The sequence below is a fragment of the Lysinibacillus sp. NPDC095746 genome, assembly GCF_044763535.1.
Lineage (GTDB): Bacteria > Bacillota > Bacilli > Bacillales_A > Planococcaceae > Lysinibacillus.
Genome location: NZ_JBIWGL010000037.1, coordinates 23,120 through 44,530, shown reverse-complemented (window position 1 = coordinate 44,530; position 21,411 = coordinate 23,120). Strand labels below are relative to the sequence as shown.

General features: G+C 32.7%; 19 protein-coding genes and 1 pseudogene. 9 read left to right on the top strand and 11 right to left on the bottom strand.

Going from position 1 to position 21,411, the window contains the following annotated elements:
- Positions 1–91 precede the first annotated feature (91 nt).
- Positions 92–745 (bottom strand): copper amine oxidase N-terminal domain-containing protein, encoded by a 654-nt coding sequence (locus tag ACIQ7N_RS20830; protein WP_402935792.1) that lies wholly within the window; start codon positions 743–745, stop codon positions 92–94.
- Between the two features lie 253 nt (positions 746–998).
- Here ACIQ7N_RS20830 and ACIQ7N_RS20825 point away from each other — a divergent pair, with 253 nt between their 5' ends.
- From ACIQ7N_RS20825 to ACIQ7N_RS20815, 3 genes are all read left to right on the top strand, one after another.
- Entirely contained in the window at positions 999–1,466 is a 468-nt protein-coding gene (locus ACIQ7N_RS20825) for a LytTR family DNA-binding domain-containing protein (protein WP_402935790.1), read from the top strand.
- 81 nt (positions 1,467–1,547) lie between these two features.
- Entirely contained in the window at positions 1,548–2,063 is a 516-nt protein-coding gene (locus ACIQ7N_RS20820) for a hypothetical protein (RefSeq protein WP_402935787.1), read from the top strand.
- A gap of 15 nt (positions 2,064–2,078) precedes the next feature.
- On the top strand, positions 2,079–2,465 hold the full coding sequence (locus ACIQ7N_RS20815) for a DUF3021 family protein (RefSeq protein ID WP_402935784.1): 387 nt from the start codon (positions 2,079–2,081) through the stop codon (positions 2,463–2,465).
- Positions 2,466–2,583: 118 nt separating this feature from the next.
- Here ACIQ7N_RS20815 and ACIQ7N_RS20810 read toward each other — a convergent pair whose 3' ends face one another.
- The 3 genes from ACIQ7N_RS20810 to ACIQ7N_RS20800 all read right to left on the bottom strand — a co-directional run bounded on the left by ACIQ7N_RS20810 (position 2,584) and on the right by ACIQ7N_RS20800 (position 5,232).
- A complete protein-coding gene (locus ACIQ7N_RS20810; RefSeq protein ID WP_402935781.1) occupies positions 2,584–3,048 on the bottom strand; it encodes an aminoacyl-tRNA deacylase in 465 nt (154 codons plus the stop codon).
- Positions 3,049–3,458: 410 nt separating this feature from the next.
- Positions 3,459–4,286, bottom strand: coding sequence for a hypothetical protein (locus ACIQ7N_RS20805; RefSeq protein WP_402935778.1), 828 nt, complete (start codon positions 4,284–4,286; stop codon positions 3,459–3,461).
- A gap of 445 nt (positions 4,287–4,731) precedes the next feature.
- The gene (locus ACIQ7N_RS20800) at positions 4,732–5,232 is read right to left on the bottom strand and encodes a S4 domain-containing protein (protein ID WP_402935775.1); all 501 of its coding nucleotides are present in this window, start codon (positions 5,230–5,232) and stop codon (positions 4,732–4,734) included.
- 632 nt (positions 5,233–5,864) lie between these two features.
- Here ACIQ7N_RS20800 and ACIQ7N_RS20795 point away from each other — a divergent pair.
- The gene (locus ACIQ7N_RS20795) at positions 5,865–5,975 is read left to right on the top strand and encodes a YjcZ family sporulation protein (protein WP_142506927.1); all 111 of its coding nucleotides are present in this window, start codon (positions 5,865–5,867) and stop codon (positions 5,973–5,975) included.
- Between the two features lie 820 nt (positions 5,976–6,795).
- Here ACIQ7N_RS20795 and ACIQ7N_RS20790 read toward each other — a convergent pair.
- The 5 genes from ACIQ7N_RS20790 to ACIQ7N_RS20770 all read right to left on the bottom strand — a co-directional run bounded on the left by ACIQ7N_RS20790 (position 6,796) and on the right by ACIQ7N_RS20770 (position 12,597).
- Positions 6,796–8,274 carry an Lsa family ABC-F type ribosomal protection protein gene (locus tag ACIQ7N_RS20790; protein WP_402935771.1) on the bottom strand — a complete coding sequence of 493 codons (1,479 nt, stop codon included), beginning with the start codon at positions 8,272–8,274 and terminating at the stop codon, positions 6,796–6,798.
- Positions 8,275–8,770: 496 nt separating this feature from the next.
- Positions 8,771–9,826, bottom strand: coding sequence for a Cfr family 23S rRNA (adenine(2503)-C(8))-methyltransferase (locus ACIQ7N_RS20785; RefSeq protein ID WP_402935801.1), 1,056 nt, complete (start codon positions 9,824–9,826; stop codon positions 8,771–8,773).
- A 147-nt stretch (positions 9,827–9,973) separates the two neighbouring features.
- Positions 9,974–10,135 carry a hypothetical protein gene (locus tag ACIQ7N_RS20780; RefSeq protein ID WP_402935768.1) on the bottom strand — a complete coding sequence of 54 codons (162 nt, stop codon included), beginning with the start codon at positions 10,133–10,135 and terminating at the stop codon, positions 9,974–9,976.
- A gap of 164 nt (positions 10,136–10,299) precedes the next feature.
- On the bottom strand, positions 10,300–12,039 hold the full coding sequence (locus ACIQ7N_RS20775) for an MFS transporter (protein WP_402935766.1): 1,740 nt from the start codon (positions 12,037–12,039) through the stop codon (positions 10,300–10,302).
- A gap of 21 nt (positions 12,040–12,060) precedes the next feature.
- Entirely contained in the window at positions 12,061–12,597 is a 537-nt protein-coding gene (locus ACIQ7N_RS20770; RefSeq protein WP_402935764.1) for a PadR family transcriptional regulator, read from the bottom strand.
- Between the two features lie 398 nt (positions 12,598–12,995).
- On the opposite strand from ACIQ7N_RS20770, the gene ACIQ7N_RS20765 reads away from it, so the two are divergent.
- From ACIQ7N_RS20765 to ACIQ7N_RS20755, 3 genes are all read left to right on the top strand, one after another.
- A complete protein-coding gene (locus ACIQ7N_RS20765; protein WP_402935761.1) occupies positions 12,996–13,433 on the top strand; it encodes a LytTR family DNA-binding domain-containing protein in 438 nt (145 codons plus the stop codon).
- A gap of 12 nt (positions 13,434–13,445) precedes the next feature.
- Positions 13,446–13,877: a DUF3021 family protein gene (locus ACIQ7N_RS20760; RefSeq protein ID WP_132359499.1), complete on the top strand. Its 432-nt coding sequence runs from the start codon at positions 13,446–13,448 to the stop codon at positions 13,875–13,877.
- Between the two features lie 188 nt (positions 13,878–14,065).
- The gene (locus ACIQ7N_RS20755; protein WP_402935757.1) at positions 14,066–15,367 is read left to right on the top strand and encodes an alpha/beta hydrolase family protein; all 1,302 of its coding nucleotides are present in this window, start codon (positions 14,066–14,068) and stop codon (positions 15,365–15,367) included.
- A 269-nt stretch (positions 15,368–15,636) separates the two neighbouring features.
- Here the strand turns inward: ACIQ7N_RS20755 and ltaS are convergent, their stop codons facing one another.
- Both ltaS and ACIQ7N_RS20745 read right to left on the bottom strand, forming a co-directional pair.
- The gene (gene ltaS, locus ACIQ7N_RS20750; RefSeq protein WP_402935754.1) at positions 15,637–17,580 is read right to left on the bottom strand and encodes a lipoteichoic acid synthase; all 1,944 of its coding nucleotides are present in this window, start codon (positions 17,578–17,580) and stop codon (positions 15,637–15,639) included.
- A 671-nt stretch (positions 17,581–18,251) separates the two neighbouring features.
- Positions 18,252–19,790: a thiol-activated cytolysin family protein gene (locus ACIQ7N_RS20745; protein WP_402935798.1), complete on the bottom strand. Its 1,539-nt coding sequence runs from the start codon at positions 19,788–19,790 to the stop codon at positions 18,252–18,254.
- Between the two features lie 682 nt (positions 19,791–20,472).
- Here ACIQ7N_RS20745 and ACIQ7N_RS20740 point away from each other — a divergent pair.
- Together ACIQ7N_RS20740 and ACIQ7N_RS20735 are read left to right on the top strand one after the other, a co-directional pair.
- On the top strand, positions 20,473–20,616 hold the full coding sequence (locus tag ACIQ7N_RS20740; RefSeq protein WP_402935751.1) for a hypothetical protein: 144 nt from the start codon (positions 20,473–20,475) through the stop codon (positions 20,614–20,616).
- A 190-nt stretch (positions 20,617–20,806) separates the two neighbouring features.
- Positions 20,807–21,242: pseudogene (locus ACIQ7N_RS20735) on the top strand (GAP family protein); the annotation flags it as partial.
- Positions 21,243–21,411: the final 169 nt, after the last annotated feature.

Sequence of the window (21,411 nt, the reverse complement as noted above, 5' to 3'; positions counted from 1 at the left end):
TTGAGTATGCTTAAAAACAGTTTTTAGATGCTTAGTAGCTTAAGAATTTTCCAATTCTGATGTTTTTTATGGTTGACATATCACCACTGGGCTAATTCGTAATTGGTTGGCAGATAAATGTTTGATTATTCTCTTGCCACTCTGTTATATAACCTAAGCTATTCGTTATTGTACTAATAGGTACATATAATTCTTCTTTCATGTAAAATACTAGTGCAGGAGATGGTGTTTTCACATTGTTATCATAAACAACGTTAGTTCCAGCTCGGTAAATCAATTCATTTGCTTCTTTTTGGATAACTAAAATTTTACTCTCTTTGTAAAATGTCGCTTCCGCTCCTAAAACCTGTGCTACAGCTTTTCCAGGTACAAAAAATTCCCCGTCTTTTGGTACAATAAAAAAGCTTAGCTCCTTGTTTGTCCCTTCTACCTTTAACGTGACTTTATGAGGATTTGTAAAAGGTAGCACTTCTTTATCTACAGCAACTGTTCTTGTCCAAATATTCCAAGTACCTTTCGCACTTACTGCGTCTTGAAAATAATAAGTTTCACCTTCATCATCATCATCATCATCGTAATATTTCTCATCGTCATCATCATCGTCGTCTTTGTAGTCCTTATATTCTTTATACTTTTCATGTTTTTTATCTTCATGTTCGTGATCATCCGCATGTACGACTACGTCATTTGACATAAAACCTGCCAATATGAGAACTACAACAAGACTAATTTTTTTCATCTTCATCTCCACTACTCCTTTCCTTTGACTTCATTGTAGGTTCCAAAAATGATACAAGACTGAATTTTTTAAACAAATTTTTACATACAATAAAAAACCATTTCTATAGACAGATTTTTCTGCTTAGAAATGGCTTTATTTCATAGATTTATGTTTTTATATATATAATATTGGTGAAAACTATCCTACAATTATAAAAATCAGCGTAACATTTGTTTAAATTACGAAGAACCAATTTTGAAAGGAAAATATGTCTTACATGAAGGTTAACATTAAAATTATTGAAAAACTTACAGAAGAAACATGTACATTTAACATTCACAAAGTAACGTCTTTTATTAAAGATATTGTATCAACTCTTGAAAAAAGCTCGGACAACTATTTACTAGCGAAGTCTATATCAAAAAACGAACAAGAAAAAATTCCTTATTCCAATATATTTTATTTAGAATATCTTGAACGGAAAATATTCATTTATACAAATGATACTATTTTTGAAACAAAAAGCCCTTTATATAAATTGGAGCATGATCTTCCCAATAACTTCATCAGAATCTCAAAAACGATAATAATCAATATTCATTTTTTAAATAAATTTTCTGTTAAGCCTAACGGTAATCTTGAAGCCTTTCTCTCGAATGAAGAGAAAGTAATTGTGTCAAGAAAATATGTATCTTCGTTGAAAAAGACATTAACAAGATATTCCAAAAGTCCACTTATGTATTGAATTTCACCACATATGTTTAGACGTATTTCTTTATTCCCTCTTTGATGCCATGATGAATATCATCAAAGGAGGCAATAAAGAATGTATAACATCATTAGAGAAGTAATTTTAAGAACGCCATTGTGGGTATGGATATTATTATTTATTTTAATAAAAAGAGGTATCGCTATTTCCCAGGAAAGACCAATTAATTTATCTAAAATGTTTTTAGTTCCTTTCCTATTTATGATATGGGGATTTGAAAAAATGACATCTCAATTTTCACACTTAGAATTTTGTTTGATGAGCTATTTCTTTTTCATATTTCCTGGGACTTTAATTGGTTATTTGTTGTATAAAAAATATCAAATGTTTTTCAAACAGGAATCAACAATCATCAGAAAGAAGTGCTATCTTCCGTTAATTATTATCTTGATAAATTTTTTAGTGAAGTATCTCTTAAATGTAACGTTAGGCATTGCGCCATCATTTTATAATGACCTTTCATTTAATATCATCTATTCTGCCATAAATGGACTTTCTATCGGACTTTTCTTCGGGGGAATTCTTTATACCTATTATGTACAAAAAGAATTAAACAAGCCTATCTTATTTTGAGAGGAAGACATTTCGTTGCAATTAAAAAACAGACTATTTTCAGGTTTAGGCACTGGTGCATTTATTTTTATGATGGTTTTACTATCGAGAAAAAATATCATTTCTTCAGAAGCTGAGATTATTAGTGTATTCATAATCTCGGCTTGCGCAGGTATTTTTACAATCATTTTTGACATTGAAAAATTGAACTATTTGTTTGCTTTAGTCATCCATTTTATCATGATGTTTCTAGTAGTCTTTTCAATATCTTTATATAACAAGTGGGTAGATCTTTTTCTAAGCCTAGATTTTCTTGGCGGTTTTTTATTACTCTATTTATTTGCTTGGATCATAACACTTACTAAGACTAAAAAAGAGGCGAATGAGCTAAATGACTTACTAAAACAGATAAAAAAATTATAAAGGAGATGCATTGGGTCACATTAGTCTAGTGACCCAATGCCCTATCATGCAAACGAATCGTAATTAGATTAATCAAGCTTCATAAAAACGCAGCTCTTTTTACGTTTGTGATAAATTGCTATTTACTTACTTTAATAATAGTACCTTGATTGATTCTTAATAAGTCTTGAACATTTATTTTAACTAATGAGTTTTCAGAACCACCACCAGTATATATGTAATCCATATTTGTTACTTTGGGATCCACTAAAAACTTTGCTTGAAAACCAAAAGAAGGGACTCCACCTAGTGGGAAACCTGTATGTTCAATAATTTCATTGCCGTTAGCAAGTCTTGGTTTTTCTATGTTTAGTGATTTGGCAACACGAGTCGTACTAGCTCTATTGTTTCCTTTTACAATAGCAACGATTAATTCATTATTTGAGTCAATCATGCAAATATTTTTTACAAAATCGTCTTCCGAACCATTAACTGCTTCAGCAGCCTCTTTTACAGAGTGGCATGATTGATTAAAAACGAAGTGCTCAGCTTTTACATCATTAGCGTCTAAAAATTCTTTCACTTTAGTTTCATATGAATTCATAAAGGTCTCCTTTCAATATTCTTATTTGTGTAAATATTAGCATAATAATGCAAGTTTTAAAATCACTACAAAATAATCATGCAATTGCGCTAGGAACTAAGTTCATTTTCCATGCAACTTCACTCATCAGCAATAATGGTAAAGAACGTTTTGCAAATTGCTTTATCTCATAGGCACTTCCCAACAAGCTCTTACTCAAAAAACGCCTGAGTCTTCAACCTCAGGCGCTTAACATTTATACATTTTTACGAATCTATTTAAACCTATTTTGTTCACCGTATACTCTAAAACATAATCCATATGGGAGCATCCTACTATTCAAATGCCCTTCACATGTTGGCTCTTAGTTTTAGCCCGTAACAAATTTAGTGAGGTAAAGCGAGTTATTGCATCACACCAATTAGAATTTGTTAATGGTAAAAAGCTGCAGCAATTTCAAGTGCTTTTAGCGGCTCTTTGATTAAGTCAAGCGTATAGACAAGTTTTTCGTCCTGCCAAACAATTATATTTCCTGATTTATAAACATCTAAGCGCGCACAACCATTTTGTTTTGGAATAGGAAGCATATGTGTTTCTAAAAATTGGACTGCCTGTTTTGCAAGCTTAACACCTGCATTTGGATTGTCAGTTCGTGTATGTGTCGCTAATGCCCATCGTCCCTCATTCCAACCAGTCCATAGCGAACCAGCTCCAGCATCCTGATAACCTATAATGTCATAACCAAGATCAACCTTTTGACCACCATTTTGACTATAGTTCACAAATGAAATTTGCTCATTTGCTACTTTAGCATTCGGATATTGCTTTACTACTAGTCTTGCAATAATTATAGCATTCTGTGAATTTTTAAGCTTTCTATCATTGAGTGGCAAATACTCTTTACTTTCAAAAAATAGTACTTCAACTTGGTTAGCTTCTACCTTCGTTGTTGCAGTTAAAAATGTACCTTTTGTTATCGGAAGTTCTTTTGGTAAAATGATAGGAAAATTAGTTTTAAGCTGGTCCTTCATATTTTTGAGTACACCAGCTTGTGTATTAGAGGCTACTATGTTTCCTTTATTTATTTTAGACAGTTCCTGTTGATTTTTATGTGATTGACGCTCTTCTTCCTGTGGCTTGTTTGACACGTTAGGTTGTTGTTCTTCTTGCGACTTGTTCGGCACAGGTTCTTCTTGATCAGAGCATGCACTTATTATACTGAAACTTAAAAACATGACAATGAAAAGTATTTTTTTCATGGCATTGGCCCCCTTTATTTTTCCTATCCTTCTTTTCCTTTGCGGGAAGAAAACCCATTTTCTTTTATTTTCAAACCCCGAAGAGCAGCGTCATCATTGTTTAATCCGTAAAACCTGTATGTTAGCGTTCATTACAATTCATATTTCACCTCCTAAAATTAGGATTCGTTTAGTAGACGTACATTTATGACAACAGTTTCACTGTTTTCCAAAAAAATCTAATTTGAGAGTAATACATGCTAAAGTTGCCGAAAGAAACTAAAGCTAAACCTATCCATTTGATTTCCCCTCTTAAACTGGAGAAAGTTGTAATAAACTATTCAATTGACCATTAAAACTTCACGATCCACCTGTTATGCTATTATGTGAGTTTCTCCCTCAAACAAAAGGTCGCATCGATGCAGGGAAATGTCTCCCTTCACCATGTTGCGACCTTGAAAGAAATTTATTTGTCAATGTAAATAGAAATGCGTTCACCTTTTGACAATTTTGCACTAGGTTTAATGATTTGATCATTTAATTGAATCGTTCCATCTTCAATTTTCTTTATGATCTGTGATCGACTCCAATCTTCAATTTGAATTGCAAGCACTTTATCAATTCGGTGTTTGCCAATTACATCATCTAATACAATGTATATCACCTTTATTCCTTGTTTTGCTAAGCTGATTATCGGAATCGTTGATAATATTGAAGCTTCTTCTTTCTGTTCCTCAACTTCAGCAACATGCTCTGAGAACGTTTTATACATAGCTAACTTTTTATTCCACGTATGATTTTTTTCGCATTTATATATTGCATATTGGTATATATTTTTTCCATTTGCGTTATGCCTTCGTACATTTGTATCCGTAAAAACAGATATTCTCCCACACATTTTGCAGTGCTTCTTGACAGTTTGTTCTGGTATTTGAGAAAGTCTCCAGCGGAATGTAATATTTAACATTAATCCTTCACCTCTTAAGATAAAGGTACGCAAGCATCTATTTGGATATCTCGCAGTACAATGTAAAATTTATTGTTTAAATAAAAAAGGAGATCCTAAACAAGGACCTCCTGACGCATTGAGACTACAGGGTTGCTTGGTTCCTTTGTAATGAGAAAAATGGGCATACTACCCCCTTGAAAAAAACAATGTTTTTTTGAGGGTAATGCTATCCAATTTATTGATCATTACAAAGTAAAGTTTGGCATACGTGTTCTCCTGTATCCTTTCTATCCAAATAGAGTTATTCCAATATTACCATATACTTACATCTAAATGCAATTGAAGTGTTATTTAATCATTGAAATCGCTAAAAATTTACAGACCGATTTACCCGAGGAATTCAAATTGTCCGAAAGTTATGCAACAACATAAAACAGTTTAATTTAAAATAAAAACCTATCCCTAAATTTTTCTTGGAGCTCACAATGTTATAGCATTGATTCTTGTTAACGCACCCAACTCCAATTATCTTCCAATTTCAAATCGTCATCATTTTCTTTTCTAAAATTACTTAAAAACAACTAGATAATTATCAATATTGTTCTCGAATACTATGAATACTATAAATTAAAGAAAGGAGGGAAATAATTATGTCTTGTGGTAGTGGTAGTGGCTATGGCACAGGTTCAGCATTTGCGTTAATTGTTGTTCTATTCATTCTTCTAATTATTGTCGGCGCTAGTTTCATGAGAGTCTATTAATACCCAACACCGCCCCCTAATGCTCATAACTATTTGAAGGTCATAATAAATTAACCTTTCACATTCAAATATTAAGGGTCATTATCCTCCGATGACCCTTTTAAATTTTCCTCTGTCTCTATCATACTCAACCCTCAAATGCTAAAAAAACAACTATAACTTGGTTAGACAGTCTTCTTACTAATAGTAAAACACTTTTCTAAAGGGCTCAAGCCGCCATGTTGGGTCTTCTTTCCAAGATTTTGACTCTTCTATCCATGATTCTGATTGTTCTATCCACGATTTTGGCTCTTCTATCCACGATTCTGATTGTTCTATCCACGATTTTAGCTCTTCTATCCATGACTTCGCCTGAAGCGTGAAACACTTCATCTGCTTTCAAATATTAAATAAATGGTATGGGAACTTCTAGCATGACGTAAAATGTTGAATCCACTATTCCAATACTGCCCAAGATGAAGTCGTATCCAAAATTTTGTTAATGCCCCGAAACTCTCTAATACCTGATTTTAATGAAAAATAACCCGTTACGATCTCCGCAACTGAATATTAAAACGCGATGAATTCCGATAAAAATTCCCCACGAACTAAATTCATTTACAATCTAAAATATAAAATCGTTTGGCGATGCCATTTACTGCCACTGAGTCAGAAGGCGATAAAATAGCTATTAAAGTAAAGGCAGCCGCTAAAGGAATCATCGAGTGTACAAATAGATCACCAATAATCCGGTTTTTTACGATAAATAAAAGAATCCATTTTGAAAAAGAGATTGTTTCAAAATGGATTCTTCAATTACATATTCATTTTTCAAATTTAACTACATAAATATAGTTTTGGTTGCGACTGTTTGTTGAAATGCCTGATCATGCTCAACAATCACCATTGTGGGATTAAATTTTTGAATAAGCTCTTCAATCTGCATGCGCGAATAAATATCAATAAAATTCAACGGTTCATCCCAAATATAGATATGCGCTTTTTCACTTAAACTTTTGGCTATAAGTAGCTTTTTCTTTTGTCCACCGGAATAGTGAGCAATATCTTTCTCAAATTGAATTCGGTCAAAGTCCATCTTACGTAGGATCGATTTAAATAACGTTTCATCAATTCCATGCTCTTCAATAAAGTCCGATAACATTCCCTTCAAATGAGAAGTATCTTGTTGGACATAGGAAATAATAAGGCCTGAACCTACATACATCGAGCCTGTATGCTGTATCGGATTTCCCAGAATTAGTTTGAGGATACTACTTTTTCCGCTTCCATTTTTGCCATCAAGCACAATTCTGTCACCTTGTTCCAGTTTAAAGCTTATTGGCTTATTCACTATTTGATCATCGTACTTAATAGACACATCAGCCAAAACAATCAATTCATTTGAATGATACGCCAATGATTCTAATTTTAATGACTCCGTTTTTTCCACATTTTTTAGCAGTTTTGACTTTTCCTCAATAGCTTTTTGTTGCCTTGATTCAAGGTTTTTTGCTCTCTTCATCATCTTTGCTGCTTTATGTCCTACAAAACCTTTGTCTAACTTAGAACCCGAATTCGTTGTTCCATTTTTGGAAGCCTCCACTTGATTTGACCAACCTGATGTACGCTTTGAAGATTGTTTTAATCTCCCTATATCTTTTTGTAGACGCTCATTAGTTGCCTCTTCGTGTTCCTGCTGTCTATCAAAATTCAACTTCCAAGAAGAATAGTTACCGCTTTGAACTTCAATATTGGCCCTATTTATAGATAGAATATGGTCAACGCATCCATCTAAAAAGATTCTGTCATGTGAAATTAAGATAAACCCTTTTTTCTTCCTTAAATATTCAGAGACCATCTTTCGTGCTTCCGTATCTAAATGGTTGGTTGGCTCATCGATTAATAGAAATTGACCTTCCGTCAAAAAAAGTGCAGCAAGCAACACCTTTGTTTGTTCTCCATTTGACAGTGTTTTAAAAGGTCGATACATGACCTCGGCATCAACGTCCAGATAGGATATTTCACGAAGAATTTCCCAATCTTCTGCTTGGGGGCAAATTTCTTCCATGATTTCATGCGTATACTTGTTTTTATCCGAAACTGGATAAGGGAAATAATTAAATTCCACTGAAGAATTGATGTTCCCACTATACTCATAATTCCCTAATAATAAATTAAAAAATGTTGTTTTTCCTCGTCCATTTCGACCGATAAATCCAAGTTTCCAATCCGTATCTATTTGAAAGTTTACATTTTCAAAAATATTGTCAAAGCTACTTGGATAAGAAAAAGTTAAATTTTGAACTTGTATCATTGACATGATAAATCCTCCTTTGTATATCCATTCTTTTTACCTTTTATACAAAGTCGGCATATCCATCCATTTCTAAATTTCTCCGTATAAGTTGATGGATATTAACGACTTGTACGGAGTAATACATGCGTAACAATAGTGTCTGAATCGCTCATTTTTTCTCTCCTTTGTTTTTGATTTATGTTACAGACTAAAAAAATTTGTCTTAACTATGAGAGCATAAAAAATCCTCCCAATTTGAAATTGGAAGGATTAGTCTTTCACTTATACTAAATAAGTGTTCTTTTTTGCCATTGGAACCGTGACAAATAAAACGTAAACTGATTTATAAAAATGGACAGACTAATCCTATATTTTGTAATTTGAAGTTTGAAGTTGTTCATTTCAAATAAAAATATAGTTTAGTTAATCATCGTCCATTCATCAGTCCTCTCATAATTTGTATTTTCATTTTACCAAATTTTTTTATAAAATACAATTCAACAATTTTCTTCATTTCAAATTACTGCTTGTTGCTCCTTTGGTAATTGCCATACAATTGACCACAAGCTGCATCGATATCAATACCAAATTGACTTCTAATGGTTACATGAATACCTGATGTTTTTAATGTTTTGTAAAAATTCACCACATGGCTTTCATTAATTTCACCAAATCTTAAAGGAGAACTAACAGTTGGATTATACCTGATTAAATTTACATGATATAAACGTCCTTCTTTATATCGACCTTTTAATAAACTTACTACTTCTTTAGCATGGTCAATAGAATCATTTACACCAGGTAACATGACATAAGCAATATATACTTTTCTTGATGTTGTTCGAATATGCTCATCTAATATGTCCATTACATCTAATAATGGATACCTATCATTAATCGGCATCAACTTACTTCGTTGTTCATTAAATGGGGAATGTAACGAAAACGTCAAATTGACTTGCGGATAATTCAGCGTCATTTTTTTTATACTTGGAATAATACCAATAGTTGAAATAGATATCCTACGAGGGCTTAAAGCAAACAACATAGGATCAGTAAGTACATCTAAGGCATCAAAAACTTGTACATTGGCTAATGCTTCTCCCATCCCCATAAAAGCAATACTATCGATAGAGTGACCTTGTAAGTAAAAATAGAGGATTTGGTCAGTTATTTCATCTGACGTCAAATTTCTTTTTAATCCAATATCACCTGTTGCACAAAATTTACACCCAAAATTACATCCGCATTGAGAAGATATACAAAATGACTCCCACCCAGCTTTATACTTCATATTGACCGTTTCTATTTTTTCATTTCCTGAAATCTCAAATAAAACTTTAGTGACTTGCTCAGAATGTTGTCCCCTTAAAGGAACAACATCTAAAATCGACTCTCCAAATTCCTTAATTAAAATTTCTCTTAACGACTTTGGAAGTACATTAATTTCGTAGAATTTATTTATTCTTTCTTTAAAAATGGCATTCAGTATTTGTTTCATTCTAAAGTTAGGATAATTATGTTCCTTTAATAATTCTTCTATTCTTTTATACTTATTGTTTAATTTTACTTGCATCATTCTCATTCCTTCCAGAAGCTCTCTATTTTTATAGGAGTAAATTGAAAGGAGTTGTCTATGCCTTAAACACAAAAAAACACCGATAAAATGATCGGTGCTGAACTTTAAATAAAAAAATAATGCACAAATAAATAAACAAAGACACTAAATCATTGCATTGTCATTTATTTGCCATAGAGGTGAAGCTCCGATAACTGTTTTTGTATGGTTGTATAGCTTAAAAAAGGACAGACTACTCCCTTTAACAGCTAAAACATTTCCAATTTTTACGTTTTTACCGAACAGAATTCTAAAAACAGTTAACATTGCTTCCACCTCCTTTTGTCAAATTTATTATAGAGTAATCTAACATGAAAGTACGTTTATGTAAAGCATAATTTTAGAATTGTTGTAAAACTAGCTAGTCTATATAGATCAAAATCCTACCTTCCAATTAATCAATGAAACTTAGTTGTTAAATCTTGGGGTAACTATACATTTTGTCTCTTATTATTACCAAGTTCAAATTTTCTATTACGGAACAGAAACGCGACTAAACTACATAGCAAAATAATTGGTACACTCACTTTATATAAATCTGTAAAACTTTTTGCCATTTCTGTTTCAGCGTAATGACTAATATCATCCGAGTATGCATCCATTTCTTTCTTTATACCCTCTATTTTTTCTTCAACTCCTTTCGTTACTTGATTAGTAATTTCTGACCGTTTCATTTCTCTGTATTGTACCGGGACTTCATTTAGTGCATTATTTACTTTCTCTTCAATGATGCTTTCCTTTTGTTGTTGACTTATGCCAATACTATCAGTTCCCTGTTTCTTTTCTATACTCGACTCTAATTCTTTGTTTTGTATTTTTTCTTTTGTTACTGTTAATATTTTCTCTTGCTCAGCTTTATCAACATGAAGACCATGCACTTTTTCTTCTGCATAATGGAAAATATTACCTTTATTTATTGACAAATTATGAGTCAAGCCTGATACAAAAATAGCCACTGCCAATACAATTCCTATCTGTCTAAGCATGGACACAACACTTTGAGAAGCAGTTAATAATTCTCCCTCAAATGTGGAGGCTGTCAATATAGTAATTGGCCCAACAACTAAACCATATCCAACACCTAAAATCATACACGGAATGATAATTTCATTACTTGTTGAATTTGTTCCTATCATTTGTAAACAATAATAAGCCAAACTCATAACTATAAATCCTACTAATATTACCTGAACCTTACCAAGCTTCTTCATAATCAATGAAGCAAATGGAGAAACTAGAAATATCATGGCAGAAATAGGTGTCACTAAGAAAGCTGCTTCAATTTCTGTTCGATGTTGTATCTTTGTGAGAAACGTTGGCAGTAAAACAGTTACCCCAATTAAAAACAAATTACTAAGTATAACGACAATAGAGGCCCCAACAAAAGTTCGATCTTTAAATAACAGTAAATTTATCATCGGTGACGTAACTTTTCTTTCGACTAATATAAATAAAATAAAAGAAATAGTACTGATGATATAGCACATCCATGCAAAGTTGCTCAGCCACCCCCAGCTATTCCCTTTCACTAAAACAAGTGTGAAAAAGAAAATAGCCAAACTAGAAAGTACTAATCCAGTCCAATCAATTTTAGCAACTACTCGTTCCTCATTCTTAATAATTAACATAATGAAACATAAAACAATACCGACAAAACAAATAGGTAGATTAACAAGGAATACCCATCTCCAACCTAGATTTTGTGTAATAACTCCTCCTAGTACAGGCCCTATGGCTGCAGATAATCCTTGTGTCACCCCTAAAATACCAAGCGCAACATACCTTTTTGCTATTGGAACCGCCGAAACTCCAATTACCATACTCGTTGGAAACAAAATAGCAGCTCCTATACTTTGAATAAAACGAGAAAAAATAAGAAAATCGCCCGTATTTGCAAGCGCACATAATGCTGAACCAATGCCAAAAATTACTAAGCCTATAATATATAATTTTGCTTTTCCAAAGATATCAGCGACCCGACCTAGTGGTATTGCTAATACCGCAATAGACATCGTATATACATTCAATATCCAGGACATTTTCTCCAACGATGCACTCACATCAGCCTGTATTGCTGGTAAAGCAATATTCATAATTGTCGTATCAATCATACACAAGAAAATTCCTAGACACATTAAAAATACGATTTTGATTCCTTTAGATTGTTCCATAACATTCCCCACTCACTTGTATTACTTTCCTTCTCTTTTTTCTTGTATTGTTAATTGCGCCAATTTATTTTTTAATGTTTCAACTTGTGCAGTATAACTTGCAATCCCAACATCAAAAGAAATCTCCTCCGCAAATGTAATAGCTTCTTTCCATTTTTCGTATTTTAAACGGAGATCTGTAACATACGCCTCTTTTCTCTCAATTTCCTCTTCAATCCACTTTCTAATAGTATTCGTATCGCTATAATCCCCAAAATACATGCGCATTAAAAAGTCAGAACGCAGAACCTCCTTCTCTACATCTGACTTCATATATTGATAAAACTCTTCTCTTCCTTCATCTGTTATGAAATACAATTTTTTATTAGGCTTACCTTCTTGCATCACAACCTCTTTTTTTATTTTCCCTTCTTTTTCTAGCTGTCTTAATGTCGGATAAATCATTCCAAAACTGCCATCAAAAAAATGAGAAAATACATCTTCAAAAACTATTTTTATATCATAACCAGATAATTCTTTTTCCATGAGTAACCCTAAAACAACATCTCTTCCTTTCAAGAAAATCACCTCATTCACCATTATATAACCAACAACCATATAAACATTGTTAATATGATTATCATTATACATTTTGTTTATTCGTTTGTAAAGTTTAACCATTAAAGTTTTTATAAGCTTTTTTGTTAAAATGTCAGCTACCTCCGCTAGTCTAATAGGAAAATCGTAGGTATTGTAATTTTTCCTCATACTTTATCTATAAGGTGCCTTCGTAAACTTGACTTAGCCGACTTTGGCTACTATCATGAAATAAAATCTATACAGTATTCTGATGAAATGTATAAAATTGTATATAAAGATATTAATAGTCGATTTAACAAATCAATTTAGCTATGCTTCATTTGCAAATTTATACAACTGAATAGATTTAAAGAATTTGAAATTTCGTGGGTGATCATTTGAAAATTTCAATTGAAGAAATAAGCCAAGAATTAGAAGAAGAGATTCTTATTAGGTGTTATGAGGTTGATGACGAAGTATACGAAATTATTAACAAGCTGACAACGGAAGACATCATTTTACTTGGACATCAAAACGATAGTATTCACCGCATTAAGCTTCATGATATCTATTATTTCGAGGCAGTTGAGGGAAAAGTGTTTATTTATTGCAAGGACACCGTTTTTGAGGTAAAACAAAAACTATACGAGTTAGAAGAATTATGTAAAGGAAAAAACTGTTTTCGCGCATCGAAATCAACCATTTTGAATATCACCAAAATTTCATCTGTTTATCCGACCATAAGTGGTCGATTCGAAGCGGTACTGGATAACGGAGAACGAGCTGTTATATCAAGGCAGTATGTGCCTGTCCTTAAAAATATGCTTGGTTTGTAAAGAGGGATACATATGAATTTTTTGGAATTTGTGCAAAAGATAATTAAGAATTTCTTTATCATCTTCGCATCCATAATCATGATTATTACTTTGTTGCGACAAATGTATCATCCTGACATGGCCTTTGATTTGAAGTCGATTTATATCCTTATGGCATTTTCATTTTTAGGTGCACTAACGGAATTTATTTTTTATTCTCCAAATGATCTAAGTGAGAAGAAAATGCGTATAAGGATTATTATTCATTTCTTCACTTTGGAGATTTTATTGATTGTCCTTGCTAGCGCTTTGAATCTTGTAACTGGTCAGGGTGTCATCATTCTTGCACTGCAAATTGCGGTAATCTATATCATTGTTCATCTACTGTCATGGCAAAATGATAAAAAAGATGCAAAAAAAATCAATGAAAAACTAAAGACATTTAAGAAAGACGTTGATGAGTAAACAGAAAATCAAGAAGCAGTACAGTAATCGGCTGCAACAGATTATTTTACGGTAAGCATTTTGAGCTTACCGTTTTTTTGCATCTTATTGCCTTATAAATACAACTTACTGTTTTTCCATATACATCCTTCCAACTGTTTATTATGATGATTTCATAAAAATTTTTCCAATGAGGTGGAGGAACGACTATGGGAATATTACTATTAGTAATTGCTTTAATTTTCGAAATTGCTTTTGCAATCTACTGCATAGCAACTAAGCAAAACCATAAAAAATTAAAGAATTGGATTAGAATTGCTATATTTATTGTTTTTGCAATACTTACTGTTTCATCGGTTATTGTCTGGAGTTTTAGCTGGGTAATGCTTGCTATCCTTCTTTTCTTATTGGCCGTTAAAGGGACAGGATCTCTTATTCTTAAGAAAACGAATATCAAACAATACAAAACTTCTAACATTGTGTGGAAGTCCATTATGATGATATTGATATTTGTCTTTGTACTCTCACCTGTCATTATTTTTCCACAGTATCAATTACCAAAAGTGACAGGAGAATATGAAGTCGCAACCGCTACTGACACATATATTGACAGGAATCGTATGGAGGCGTTTTCTAATAAGGGGGACAACAGAAGTGTTAATGTGGAATTTTGGTATCCAAAAAACGCAGATGGAACATACCCTCTATTAGTATTCTCACATGGAGCATATGGTATTAAGACAAGCAACGGATCTACTTTTACTGAGCTAGCAAGCCACGGGTATGTAGTCGTTTCCATCGATCATCCTTATCATTCCTTCTATACTCAATCAGAGGATGGAAAAGTAACGATGATCAATTCAGATTTTAAAAATGAAGTTGAAAATGCAAATAAAGGTGTTTACTCGAATGAAGAACGCTATAATATTATCCAAAAATGGATGAAACTACGAACAGACGATATGAATTTTGTCATTGATACAGTACTAGCAAAAGCCAAAAGTGACAATAACCCTATTTATCAACATATCAATACAGAGAAGATTGGTGTGTTTGGGCACTCAATGGGAGGTGCTGCAAGTGTGTGGCTAGGTAGAGCACGCAATGATGTAAGTGCAGTAGTAAATATCGATGCCCCTTTCTTTAGTGAACTTGTTTATAACAAAGCCGATGATAATTTTATGGCAAGCAGCAAAGCCTATACAACCCCTCTTTTTAACATTTATTCTGACGATGTTTGGATTCAACTGGATCGTACTCCTGTTTATGTAGCGAACAAACTCCATAATAAACAGTTCGAAGGAGCATATACTACTCATCTTAAAGGAGCAAAACATTTAAGCTTGACCGATTTGTCGCTTTTCTCTCCTATTTTGACATATATTATACAAGGAGGAAAAGCCGAGATTGATAAATATTACTGTATTGAAACTGAAAATGAATTAATTCTTAAATTTTTTGACTTTGAATTAAAAGGAATCGGCCATTTCACTCCCGAAGAGACATATTGAACAGAGTTTCTGCCGTAAATTTATCTCATTGAAACAATCAAAAGGCTTAGGAATAACACCTAAGCCTTTAAGTCATTCTATTATTGTGTAACGCTTCATTTGATATTGTCTAAAGATGTAAAGAAGGTGTCATCCTTTTTAATACTTAATAGAACCTAAAAAAGACAATTCAAGAAACGGGAAGATACCAAAGAGCAATCGGAAAATAAACTCTTTGATATCAAACACATCTTCTTGAATTGCCCAGCAAATTTCATTAATTACTTAGATTATTCATTCGCATCTTTGGAGTAATTATACTTAGAACGATCCACTGGCGTATAATCTGTTGGCGTATAGAATCTCAATAAGTCACCATTCACGACTTTATCAGATAAATGCAATTTAAGTTCTACTTTATCTTTGATCGTTTTCGCAAACTCTAATTGACTTTCATCTAGTAGTAAACCTGTTTTATTATCATAAAATTTCCCATTAATTGAGTAAATCGTAGGACTAACAAAATCACTATTTCTAAATGGCACAATTTCATCATGCTCTTTTGATAATAAGTCTGAACCAAATTGAACAAACTTTTGCGTATCAATTCCTAGTAAATGTAATAGCGTTGGAAGAAGGTCTGTTTGGCCACCATAAGTATGATTAGTTCCACCTTGCATTCCTGGAACATGTATAAATAATGGTACGCGTTGTAAATTAGCACTTTCATATGGTGTAATTTCTTTTCCAATGACTTGTTCCATCGCATCATTATGATTATCTGAAATACCGTAATGGTCACCATAAAGAACAATCATCGAATTATCATACAAGCCTGATTCTTTTAATTGGTCGAATACTTGTTTGATTCCTTCATCTGCATAACGCGCTGTTTGGAAATAATTATCTACACTTGAATCTCCAGTATTAGCTTTATCAATTGTTACTAAGCTTTGATCCATTTTATATGGGAAGTGGTTCCCTACTGTAATTAATTTCGTATAAAAAGGTTGTGGTAATTTACTTAACATACTTTTAGATTGTTCAAAGAATGGTTTATCTAACAATCCGTATTCAGCCATGTTTTCTGAAGAACCAATGTCATAATAACTAGCATCAAAGAAGTGATCGAATCCAAATGATTTATAAATCTCATTTCGATTCCAGAAGCTTCCGTTATTACCATGGAAAACAGCTGATGTATAACCATAATCTTTTAAAATACTAGGCGCTGCTTGATACGTATTTTGTGCTTTTGTAATATAAGCAGATCCTTGTGGTAACCCAAATAAAGAATTTTCTAGCATAAATTCTGCATCGGAAGTTTTACCTTGACCTGTTTGATGGAAGAAATTATCAAAATACATTGTATTCTTATCTTTTGTTAATGAATTTAAAAATGGTGTAACTTCTTCACCGTTTAATTTATAGTTGATCAGGAAGTTTTGGAATGATTCTAAATGCAAATAGATGACGTTCATCCCTTTTGCTTTACCAAAATATTGTGCATTAGGTTTGGCGTAGTTAGATTTTGTATAGTTCATTACTTCTGTAATATCACTACTATCCGCCAAAGCTCTCTGTGAAGATGCTTTCATCGTTTCTACTGAATCATAAATCGTATAGTTATACATTCCTAGATATTTCACAATATAGTTTCTATCAAAACCTCGAGATAATAGTTGCGGACGATCAGCTTCTGCTAGTCCTAAATTTAGGATTGATATTGCTAATGCAAGAGTAATGATTGCCGTTGCTTTTTTATATCCAAAACGATTGCTATCTTTTTGTATTTTTCTTGAGAATCGTAGGTAAAACATTACAAATACATCCACAAAGAACAAGAAATCATAAGGCTTTAATAAAGTAAGAACACTACCACCTAAATCTCCGAAGTTTTGCGTTTGGGTAACTGTAGGTAATGTAATGAAATCACTAAAAAATCGGTAATAAACAATATTAGCATATAAAAGAATAGACATCAGCGTGTAAACTACAACTAGTGATGTATATTTTCTCTTTCCTCTAAATAAAAATGAAATTCCTAGAAATAGCATTGCTGAGCCTAGTGGATTTATAAATAAAAGGAAATTTTGAAGGAATCCTTCTACTCCCAGTTTAAATTGTGCTGTTTGAGCGATGTATGTTTTTAACCATAACATTAAAACAGCTAATAAATATATCCCTAAAAATTTATTTAATAGGTCATTTTTTTTACTTAATAAATTCTTCATTCTTGCACCTACCTTTTACTTACTTAAACTTAAATCATTTTATATATAAACTTAGAATATAAGTATTACATTTGAAAAAATGTTACTTCACAATAGCTTTTTTCACAGCTATTGTATACTACTCCCCATATAGACTTCTGTCAAGCTGTTAAATAGTAACACGCTTCTTTCTATTATTGTAAACCCTTGTCATAAAAACCCCCGAATATGTTATTTTTTCAACTAACATTTACGGGATATTTTAAACCACGGGAATACCTCAGTATTTATTGAAATATTTATTCATATTTCCCACTTTAATATACAGGATGATTTCAAAACACTTTTTTAATTTTTTTCAACAATAGCAATTCTAAAACATAATTTTAATTTTAACAATTAATTTTGGTGACATAAAACTTATAATTTTGTAAGCTTTCGTTTCAAGCAAATTTAAACAAGCGTTATTGAATATTTAAGGTTAAATAACTCCTGCGTAAATCTTTTGATAATTGATCGAGTATTAAACTCATATTTAGTTCATAGAAAAAGGGGATTACCATGATGATGGATGCACTTGGCGGGGTTTTTGGTGTTCATAAAGTATGCTAGTTGTTTGAAAATAAAAACGGCAGAAGTTCTTGTGTAACAAGAGCCTCAGCCGTTTGTTCTTCCAGAGTGGAAGTTTATACCTAATTAATAGTACCTGTTGGGTATAATGTAGTTCCTCCAATTGAAACTTTTATTTCATTAGATAATGGAACATTGTATTCATCAATAACTGTTCTCCACCAATCCCATGCAAGACCTGTACATTCTCTTGCATATATTCTTATATTTTTTGAATTAGGAGGAAGGGGTATTACTGTAGAGAAATGTGCTGTCTTGTCTTTCCAGTTTCCATCCCAAGTTTTATGGAATAGTACTTCTTGTCCATTTTCATCAAATGAAACTTCATCCCAGGCTACTTCAAATTGAGCGACATATGCACCATAATGATCAAGGATGATTTTGCCTTTAGAATATTCCGTAGCCGTCGTCTCAATATAATCTGTATTGTTATGAACAGCAGCAATTGAATTATCCTTTAAGAAAACACTTGTATATGATATTGGGTATGCTGGATTTTTAAGACTAAATTCTGCATTATCTTGAATTATTTTTCTAATATCATTAAAGTCTTTTGAGACAACCTGGTTATGCTTTTGTGAATCTCCACCTAATACTACAGCAGTAAAGGAACTTTCTTCAAAAATATCTTTATACTGCCCACTAGTTTCTACATTCGTATTGACATCCTTCAGTAAGGCTTTAAAAGCAGCTTGGACATCCTTACTCTTAGAGTTTGTTTCTAATTTCACATAAATTGTTCTGCCATAAGCTACATTTGATACCATAACCGGAGGGGCATCATTACTTACCCCTTTACGCGTTAATTCTTCAAAAGGAACGCTATCATCAAAAAGATCTGATGGATTATTAGGTAGTTCTGCACTTACCGTATAAAATATTTGTTTATATGCCGCAACCATCACTTTTTTCTCTCCACTCGCAATTGCATTAAAGTCAATTCCAAGTGAATTATCAAGAACTTGGGCGTTAACATTCAGAGCGCTTGCAATTTGAGATTTGCTATAAACCATAGATTCTGAATATTGTAGTCTTGCAGGTAAAGTATGGGTTGTTGAATATTTTTCACTCCAAGTAGATACTAATTCATCTACTGCTCCAGATACATTACCATATGTTGGATTGTCTACAGTCATTGTATTTTCTCTTTTCATGCCAGGTAAATCTATGCTAATATTTAGCGGTTTTCTTTTGGCAACCAATAAGCTTGGTTGATTGTCTACAAAAGCTTTGTTGGCAAGTTGTAATGCTCCTGGATATGTACGATTCGCCATAGAGTCGATAATTGAAATATCTACCGGTGAAGTTGTAAGTGACTTTTTATTACGCTCAACCACTATAAATTTATCTTTTGAGTTAATACCTTCTTTTGGGACAAAACTATCAACCTTGTCACCATTCGCAGCTAAAACTTCTCTATTATCATAGTTCAAGTTTGCGATACCAGTATCAATATCATTAGATTTGCTTTTTTCACTTACATTCGTATCAAGTGTTTCAGCAAAGGAAATAAACGGATAATTTATGATGCATAAACTAACAGATAAACATACTAGTACTTTTATTACTTTAAAATAATTTCGAATTCCCAAAAACAACACTCCTTTTTTTAGGAAATTATACCACAAAAGCACCCCTTCCAAACATAGTAGCTTAGCACTACATTCAGATTATTAAAAGTTAATAGATAGTTAATATGACACACGACCCTATCAACTTTAATCACCATAGTGCAACACTTGCGGTGATATCTCCATAGTGACGCTCGTATCATTATGTAGAATTCCCACATAAAAAGTAATTATTTAACGATGCATTCACTTTTAAGTAGTATCTTTATTTATTTCAATGCTATATTTCTTGAAGAGGTTCCAGCTTTACTTTATAATCTCCGCTCCCGGACGTTCCTTTGCTTTGTTGTTTATCATTTACTAACAAAGCCCGCTTTTGGAAGGAGCGTGGCCTCCTCATTCAATGCAATGTCCACATTCCACTTGGTGTAGTAACGTGAACCTCAACTATGCAAGTCAAGGAAGTCAAGTTTACGTTACACTGCTACTATTCATTCAGAGATCGTGCGTTTGCAGATTTTTACCAACGACGTTACCCTCCTCTCTTTGGATTTCATTATAAAAGGTGACCCCTTGTCGGTTTAAAAGTTTCTATAAATTAATTAATAAAACTGTTAAAAAACCTTGAAGCTTACGCTTCGTCATTTTGTATACTGTTAAGTAACTACTTTTTTGCAATATCTAAACAAATTAGGAAAATAAGGGGGATTCGATGAAACAGGGAGATATAATTATTTATGGATGTGTCATTATAGGTGCTGGGATTGGACTGGCTATGGATCATGCGTTTCCTGGTGTACTGATTGGCTTAGGTGTAGGGTTCCTACTTAAAACTTTTTTTAGTAAAGAAGAATAAAAGTGGAATGAATAAAACAGTTGTAACACCTGTCAGCTCTCCCACTTTATTAATGGGTATCAACTGATCAACCTATCTTTCTGACCAATACCTTATCATCAACAGAACACTACGTCACTCAGATAAAATTCGGATTATTAAAACCAACATCCAAAAAGGTGTACATTGTTTATATATAAATAATGAAATCGTATTTCAAAATCGAGTTGTAAGCTGGATAATCTTTATTATTCGAGCAATTTTGTTCATCACAAGTTTTTATATTCCAACAAAAATTCAGACTTGCCTTCTCCAAAAACAAAAAGCATTCTTTTCATTGTGGCTCTGGGGTTCACTACTTCATTAATTGAAGTAGTATGGCTTCACCTTATTTTGCAGCAATTGGAATCATGACTACTTCTAATCTCTCATGGATGGAATGGTCTTCTTCTATTTTAGCTGGATACAATTTTATCATGGTGATGCCTTCCCTCTTGCTGTTTCTCTTTTACCTCCTGTTTGGTCGGAGGATGAAAAAACTCTTAAGAAACTTCGGGTGAAAATAGCTAATAATACGGGGGCAACCCTTTCTTGGAAAATGTGTAGTTGGAATCATCCTAATCTTCAATAGTCTGGATTACTTGTAGGGCGTATCAATTATGCCTCGGCATAATTGCCGCTGACGCTTCGCTTTCGCGCAGAAAACATTTGCAAAAAGGTTTATTTCCCCCGAGAGTAAAAAAGCGTCTCCACTTGTTGTAGAAACGCCTCCATTATATAAGTAATCAGGGAATACGTTCAGAAAACATACAAACT